Below are 5,712 nucleotides of genomic sequence, written 5' to 3' on the forward strand. Positions count from 1 at the left end.
GCCGTGCCGCTCATGTGAACGCCCGTACCGTGAATCCGCCGCCGGCCAGTGCCTCGCGTACCCGCCGGGCCAGGCGTACCGCGCCCGGGGTGTCGCCGTGCAGACACAGCGAGCGCGCGGAGAGCCGCAGCGGCGTCCCGTCGATCGCGGCGACCTCGCCGCCCTCCGCGATCGCGAGCGCGCGGGCGACGACCTCGTCCTGGTCGGAGACGACGCCGCCCGGCTCGTCGCGCGGCGCGAGCGTGCCGTCGGGCAGATAGCCGCGGTCGGCGAACGCCTCGTCCACGACCGGGAGTCCGGCCGCCGCGGCGGCGGCGTGCAGCCGGGAGCCGGGCAGGCTCAGCACCGGCAGCGGGACGGCGGCCGTGCAGATGCCCTCGACCACGGCGGCGGCCTGCTCCGGGTCGCGCACGCAGCGGTTGTAGAGGGCGCCGTGCGGTTTGACGTAGGTGACGGCGGTGCCCGCCGCGTGCGCGAAGATCTCCAGGGCGCCGATCTGGTAGGCGACCTCGGCGGCCAGCTCCTCGGCGGGCACGTCCATGGTGCGGCGGCCGAATCCGGCCAGGTCGCGGTAGGCGACCTGGGCCCCGATGCGTATGCCCGCGGCGGCGGCCTGCTCACAGACGCGGCGCATGGTGAGGGGGTCGCCGGCGTGGAAGCCGCAGGCGACGTTGGCACTGGTGACAGAGGCGAGCAGGGCTTCGTCGTCGGTGAGCTGCCACCGCCCGAAGCCCTCGGCGAGGTCGGCGTTGAGATCGATCATCGCCACCAACGTAGAGGATTGTTGAACAATTCGGCAAGGGGGTTGTTGTCCCGTACGCCATTCTGGGCTTCACTGGGGCGCACCCGCACGCGCCGAGGAAAGAGCACCATGACTGCCGACACCGGCTCCGGCCTGGAGCTGTCCGAACTCGCCGCCGACCGCGCCCTGTTGGGCCGCACCAGTACGGCGGAGCGGGTCGCCGGCATTCTGCGCGAACGTATCGCACAGGGCTTCTTCCTGCCCGGCGTCCGTCTCTCCGAGGAGCGCATCGGCAACGCGCTGGGTGTCTCGCGGAACACGCTGCGCGAGGCGTTCCGGCTGCTCACCCACGAGCGGCTGCTGGTGCACCGGCTGAACAAGGGCGCGTTCGTACGGGTGCTGTCGACGTCCGACATCGCGGACATCTACCGCGTACGCAACCTCGTGGAGTGCGCCGCGGTCCGCGGGCTCGGACACCCGCCGTACGCGCTGGAGCCGGTCGCCGCGGCCGTCGAGGCGGGCGAGCGCGCGGCCGAGCGGGGCGGGTGGACGGACTGCGGCACCGCCAACATCCACTTCCACCAGGCCCTCGCGGGGCTCGCGGGCAGCGAGCGCACCGACGACCTGATGCGCGGCGTCCTGGCCGAACTGCGGCTCGCCTTCCATGTGATGGACGATCCGCGCCGCTTCTACGAGCCGTATCTCTCGCGCAACCGCGAGATCCTCACGATGCTGGAGGAGGGCGACCCCGCGGGGGCGGAGCGGGCACTCGGCTACTACCTGGAGGACTCGCGGCGGCAGCTCATCGAGGCATATCCGGAACGGAACGACTGACTCCCCGCCGGGCGCGGATCGTTGAACGATTTCCCGGTCACCCGAGCATGCGTCCCGGGCCGTGTACCTACGACGCTTCGGCGGCCGCCGCCTCCCGCTCGGCGGCCGCCGCCTCCCGCTCGGCGGCCGCGTCTCCCCCATCGTCCCCGTCCCGTCCGTCCCCGTCCGCTCCCCCGGCGTCCTCCGCCTCCCAGCGCAGCAGGTCTCCCGGCTGGCAGTCGAGCGCCTCGCAGAGCGCGGCGAGGGTCGCGAAGCGCACCGCCTTGGCGCGGCCGTTCTTGAGGACGGCCAGGTTGGCGGGCGTGATGCCGACGCGTTCGGCGAGTTCGCCCACGGACATCTTCCGCCGGGCGAGCATCACGTCGATGTCGACGGCGATCGGCATCAGACGACCTCCGCCGACTCGGCCCGCATGCCCGCCGATTCGACGTCCCGCTCGACGGCCTGTGCGAGCAGCACCACGCGCACGGCGCGCAGCGCGAGCACCGTCGGGTCGCGCATCGCTCCTCCTTCGCCGGGGGCGTGACGATCGGGCCTGTACGAGCCACACCATCGACTCGCGATGGGAATCTATCGAGTTTCGATAGGAGTACGCAAGGGGACGCAGAGCCGGACGTCCCCCGGAGGGCGGCGGCTACAGTGAAGGGCTGTACATCGCCCCCGACCGAGGGAAGCCGGTGCGAATCCGGCGCTGACCCGCAACCGTGAGCGAGTCCCGTACGGAGTGAACTGCCGCCCCGTACGCGGCCCGTGAGCCGGAGCACCCGGGCGGAGGCAGGCTCTCGAAGCCGCGCGTGCCCCCGCGGAGGCACAGGCCGGCTTCCACCGTCGAGGTTTACGGAGCTGAGCCGGGTGTGCCGTCCGAGAGGCGTGAGCCGTGTGAGCACACACGCCGCGGCGGACGGGGCGGCCGTGCGGAGCTGCGGACCGCTCACCGAAAGGCATGTCCCATGTTCCTGCGCCGGAGCATCCCGGCCGTCGCCGCGGCCGTCGTCCTCGGCGTCGCCGTCGCACCCACGGCGTCCGCCGGCACGGTATCCACCGACGCGATATCCGCCTCCCCGGGCAAGAAGCTGCCGAAGGGCCTCTACGGTACGAACGATCCGAAGTACGACGGGGTGTGGAGACAGTCGGTCGCGCTGCTGGCCCTCGACGCCGCCGGCGCGAAGCCGGCCCGCGCGGCGGTGGCCTGGCTCGCCGGACAGCAGTGCGACGACGGCTCGTTCACGGCGTACCGCGCGGACACCGGCGCACCGTGCGACGCGAAGAAGACCCCGGGCGACACCAACGCGACGGCCGCCGCCGTACAGGCCCTCTCGGCCGTGGGCGGGCAGAGCAAGACGGTCGCCGAGTCCCTGACGTGGCTGGACTCGGTACAGAACAAGGACGGCGGCTGGGGCTACAACCCGGGCAGCCCCAGCGACGCGAACTCGGTGTCCGTCGTCGTCGGCGCCTACGCCGCCGCCGGGAAGCAGCCCGAGAAGGCGACGAAGAACGGCAAGTCGCCCTACGACGCGCTCACTTCGCTCCAGCTCGGCTGCGACGCCGACAAGGACGCGCGCGGCGCCTTCGCCTACCAGCCGGGCAAGGACGGCGAGTTGGCCGCCAACGACGACGCGACCGCCGCGGCCGTCCTCGCCGCCACCGGCTCGGGCATGCTGGTCGGCGAGCGGAGCGCGGAGCGTCCCCTCGAACCGCTGAAGTGCGGCAAGGACGCGGACGGCAAGGCTCTCGGGCGTAAGGCGGCGGCCGACGCCGGTGCGGCCCGTCTCGCCGCCCGGCTCGATGAGAACGGCGGCCATCTGCTCGCCGCGACCCCCGGCGCCAAGGACACCCCCGACTACGCCAACACCGCCGACGCCGTCGTCGCGCTCGCCGCGAGCGGGCACCGCGACGAGGCGAAGAAGTCCCTCAACTGGCTCGGCGCGAAGCTGAGTTCATGGGACAAGTCCCGCAACGACCCCGCCGCCGTCGCCGGCGTCATGCTCGCCGCGCACGCCACGGGAGGCGACCCGGCGAAGCTGAAGGGCACCGACCTGCTCGGCCGCCTCGCCGCCACCGGACCGAAACCCGCCGGCATGCCCGGCGAGAAGACCGCCGGAGCCGCGGCGAAGGACGACGGCGACAGCGGCACCGTGCTGCGCTGGTCCCTGCTCGGCGCGGGCCTGGCCGCGGGGGCGGGCGTCGGCTTCCTGATCAGCTCCCGCAGGAAGAAGCGGGGGCTGTGAGCGTGCGGAGTCTCCGACGGGACGCTGTACGGGGTCTCCGACGGGACGCCGTACGGGGCGGCTCGCGGCGTGCCTGGCGGGTGCCGGCCGTGGCCGGGACGGGGCTGCTCGCCGTCGTACTCGTACCGGCACCGGCGACCGCCGCCGAACGCGCCGCACCGGCGACGACGCCAACAGCGGCGGCGGCGCCCGCAGTTGCTGCACCCGTGATCGGCGCGTACGCCGCGGAGCGGACCTCCGGCAGCTACCGCTACTGGTCCTTCTGGGAGCAGGAGAAGAGGGACGACGACTGGTCGTACGCCACCCAGGGCCCGTCCGTGCTGCACCCCGGCGACGGCACCGCCGTCGGCTTCCGCTTCGCCCTGAGCGAGGACTCCGCGAAGGCCGTGAAGCCGCGTGGCGGCGGCGACTTCGCCACGGTCTGCGACGGTACGGAAACCGAGCCGGGCGGCAAACGCATCGCCGTCCGCGTCGACTTCGGCACCCCGGCGCACGCGCCGCCCGGCGAGCATCCGCCGAAGCCGCGGCAGGGCTGCGCCCAGGTCGACGAGGACGCCACGGCCGCGGACGCGCTCGCCGAGGTCGTCAAGCCGCTGCGCTACAACTCCGACGGGCTGCTGTGCGCCATCGACGGCTACCCGCGGCGCGGCTGCGGCGAACAGGTCGCGGACGCGGACAAGGGGTCCGGCAAGGGCGCGGACGCACAGGGCGAGGACGGTTCCGATTCCGGCAGCGACCTCGGTCCGGTCGCGGGTCTGGTCGCCGGTGTCGGCGCCGTCGCCGTGCTCGTACTCGCCGCGGTCCGCCGCTCGCGCGGCCGCAGTTGACGCGCGGGGCGAGGCGATGGCGGTGAGGCGGTGACGTCGATGGCAGCGACGACGGCGACGGCGAAAACAGCGATGACGGCGATGACGGCAGCGGCGGCGGACAGGACGGCGACGACGGTACGGGCCGGGCAGGTCGCGCGGCGGCCGAAGGCGGCGCTCGCGCGGCTACGCGCGCCCGAGGCCGGACGCGGCCTCGATCTGCACCCCGGCGCATGGTGGCTGTGGGCGCTGGGTCTGGCGACCGCCGCGTCCCGCACCACCAACCCGCTGCTGCTGTCGCTGCTGTGCGCCGTCGCCGGTTACGTCGTCGCGGCCCGCCGTACGGACGCCCCCTGGGCCCGTTCGTACACGGTGTTCCTCAAGCTCGGCCTCGCCGTGCTCGTCGTCCGGCTCTTCTTCGCCTTCTTCCTCGGCTCCCCGATCCCCGGCAGCCATGTCCTGGTCACCCTGCCGGAGGTGCCGCTCCCGGAGTGGGCGCAGGGCGTGCGCGTGGGCGGCCGCGTGACCGCCGAGGGTCTGGTGTTCGCGCTGTACGACGGGCTGAAGCTGGCGACGCTGCTGGTCTGCGTCGGCGCCGCCAACGCCCTGGCGAATCCCGCCCGGTTGCTGAAGTCCCTGCCGGGCGCGCTCTACGAGGCGGGCGTGGCCGTCGTGGTGGCGATGACGTTCGCGCCGAACCTCGTCGCGGACGTACGGCGGCTGCGTGCCGCGCGGCGCCTGCGCGGACGTCCCGACAAGGGGCTGCGCTCGGTGCTCCAGGTCGGACTGCCGGTGCTGGAGGGCGCGTTGGAACGCTCGGTGGCGCTGGCCGCCGCCATGGACGCCCGCGGCTACGGGCGCAGCGCGCAGGTGCCCCGCGCGGTGCGCCGTACGACGAATCTGCTCACGCTGGGCGGACTGCTCGGCGTCTGCGCCGGTTCGTACGCGCTGCTCTCCGCCCAGGGCGCGGCCTACGGGCTGCCGCTGCTGCTCGGGGGCGTGGCGCTGGCCCTGGCCGGGCTCCGGCTGGGCGGTCGACGCAGCGTCCGCAGCCGTTACCGGCCCGAACGCTGGGGCGTGCGGGCCTGGTTGACCGCCGCCT

The 5,712-nt window shown here is 73.9% G+C and carries 5 protein-coding genes, 1 pseudogene and 1 riboswitch; of the genes and pseudogenes, 4 read left to right on the plus strand and 2 right to left on the minus strand.

Annotation, left to right across the window (positions count from 1 at the left end; translation table 11 throughout):
- Positions 1–10: 10 nt before the first annotated feature.
- Positions 11–763 carry a LamB/YcsF family protein gene (locus tag AN218_RS22035; protein ID WP_070018627.1) on the minus strand — a complete coding sequence of 251 codons (753 nt, stop codon included), beginning with the start codon at positions 761–763 and terminating at the stop codon, positions 11–13.
- 108 nt (positions 764–871) lie between these two features.
- Between AN218_RS22035 and AN218_RS22040 the strand changes: the two genes are divergently transcribed.
- A complete protein-coding gene (locus tag AN218_RS22040; RefSeq protein WP_070018628.1) occupies positions 872–1,576 on the plus strand; it encodes a GntR family transcriptional regulator in 705 nt (234 codons plus the stop codon).
- A gap of 169 nt (positions 1,577–1,745) precedes the next feature.
- Here AN218_RS22040 and AN218_RS22045 read toward each other — a convergent pair.
- Positions 1,746–1,961 (minus strand): annotated as a pseudogene (locus tag AN218_RS22045) (helix-turn-helix domain-containing protein); the annotation flags it as partial.
- A 283-nt stretch (positions 1,962–2,244) separates the two neighbouring features.
- Positions 2,245–2,341: riboswitch (cobalamin riboswitch) on the plus strand.
- A gap of 185 nt (positions 2,342–2,526) precedes the next feature.
- On the opposite strand from AN218_RS22045, the gene AN218_RS22050 reads away from it, so the two are divergent.
- From AN218_RS22050 to AN218_RS22060, 3 genes are all read left to right on the plus strand, one after another.
- A complete protein-coding gene (locus AN218_RS22050; RefSeq protein WP_070018629.1) occupies positions 2,527–3,804 on the plus strand; it encodes a prenyltransferase/squalene oxidase repeat-containing protein in 1,278 nt (425 codons plus the stop codon).
- Between the two features lie 89 nt (positions 3,805–3,893).
- Positions 3,894–4,631: an SCO2322 family protein gene (locus tag AN218_RS22055; protein WP_244900580.1), complete on the plus strand. Its 738-nt coding sequence runs from the start codon at positions 3,894–3,896 to the stop codon at positions 4,629–4,631.
- Positions 4,632–4,712: 81 nt separating this feature from the next.
- Positions 4,713–5,712, plus strand: a 1,000-nt coding sequence (locus AN218_RS22060) for an energy-coupling factor transporter transmembrane component T (RefSeq protein WP_079132449.1), incomplete at its 3' end; no start/stop codon positions are given.

The sequence above is a fragment of the Streptomyces nanshensis genome, assembly GCF_001751255.1.
Taxonomy (GTDB): Bacteria; Actinomycetota; Actinomycetes; order Streptomycetales; family Streptomycetaceae; genus Streptomyces; species Streptomyces nanshensis_A.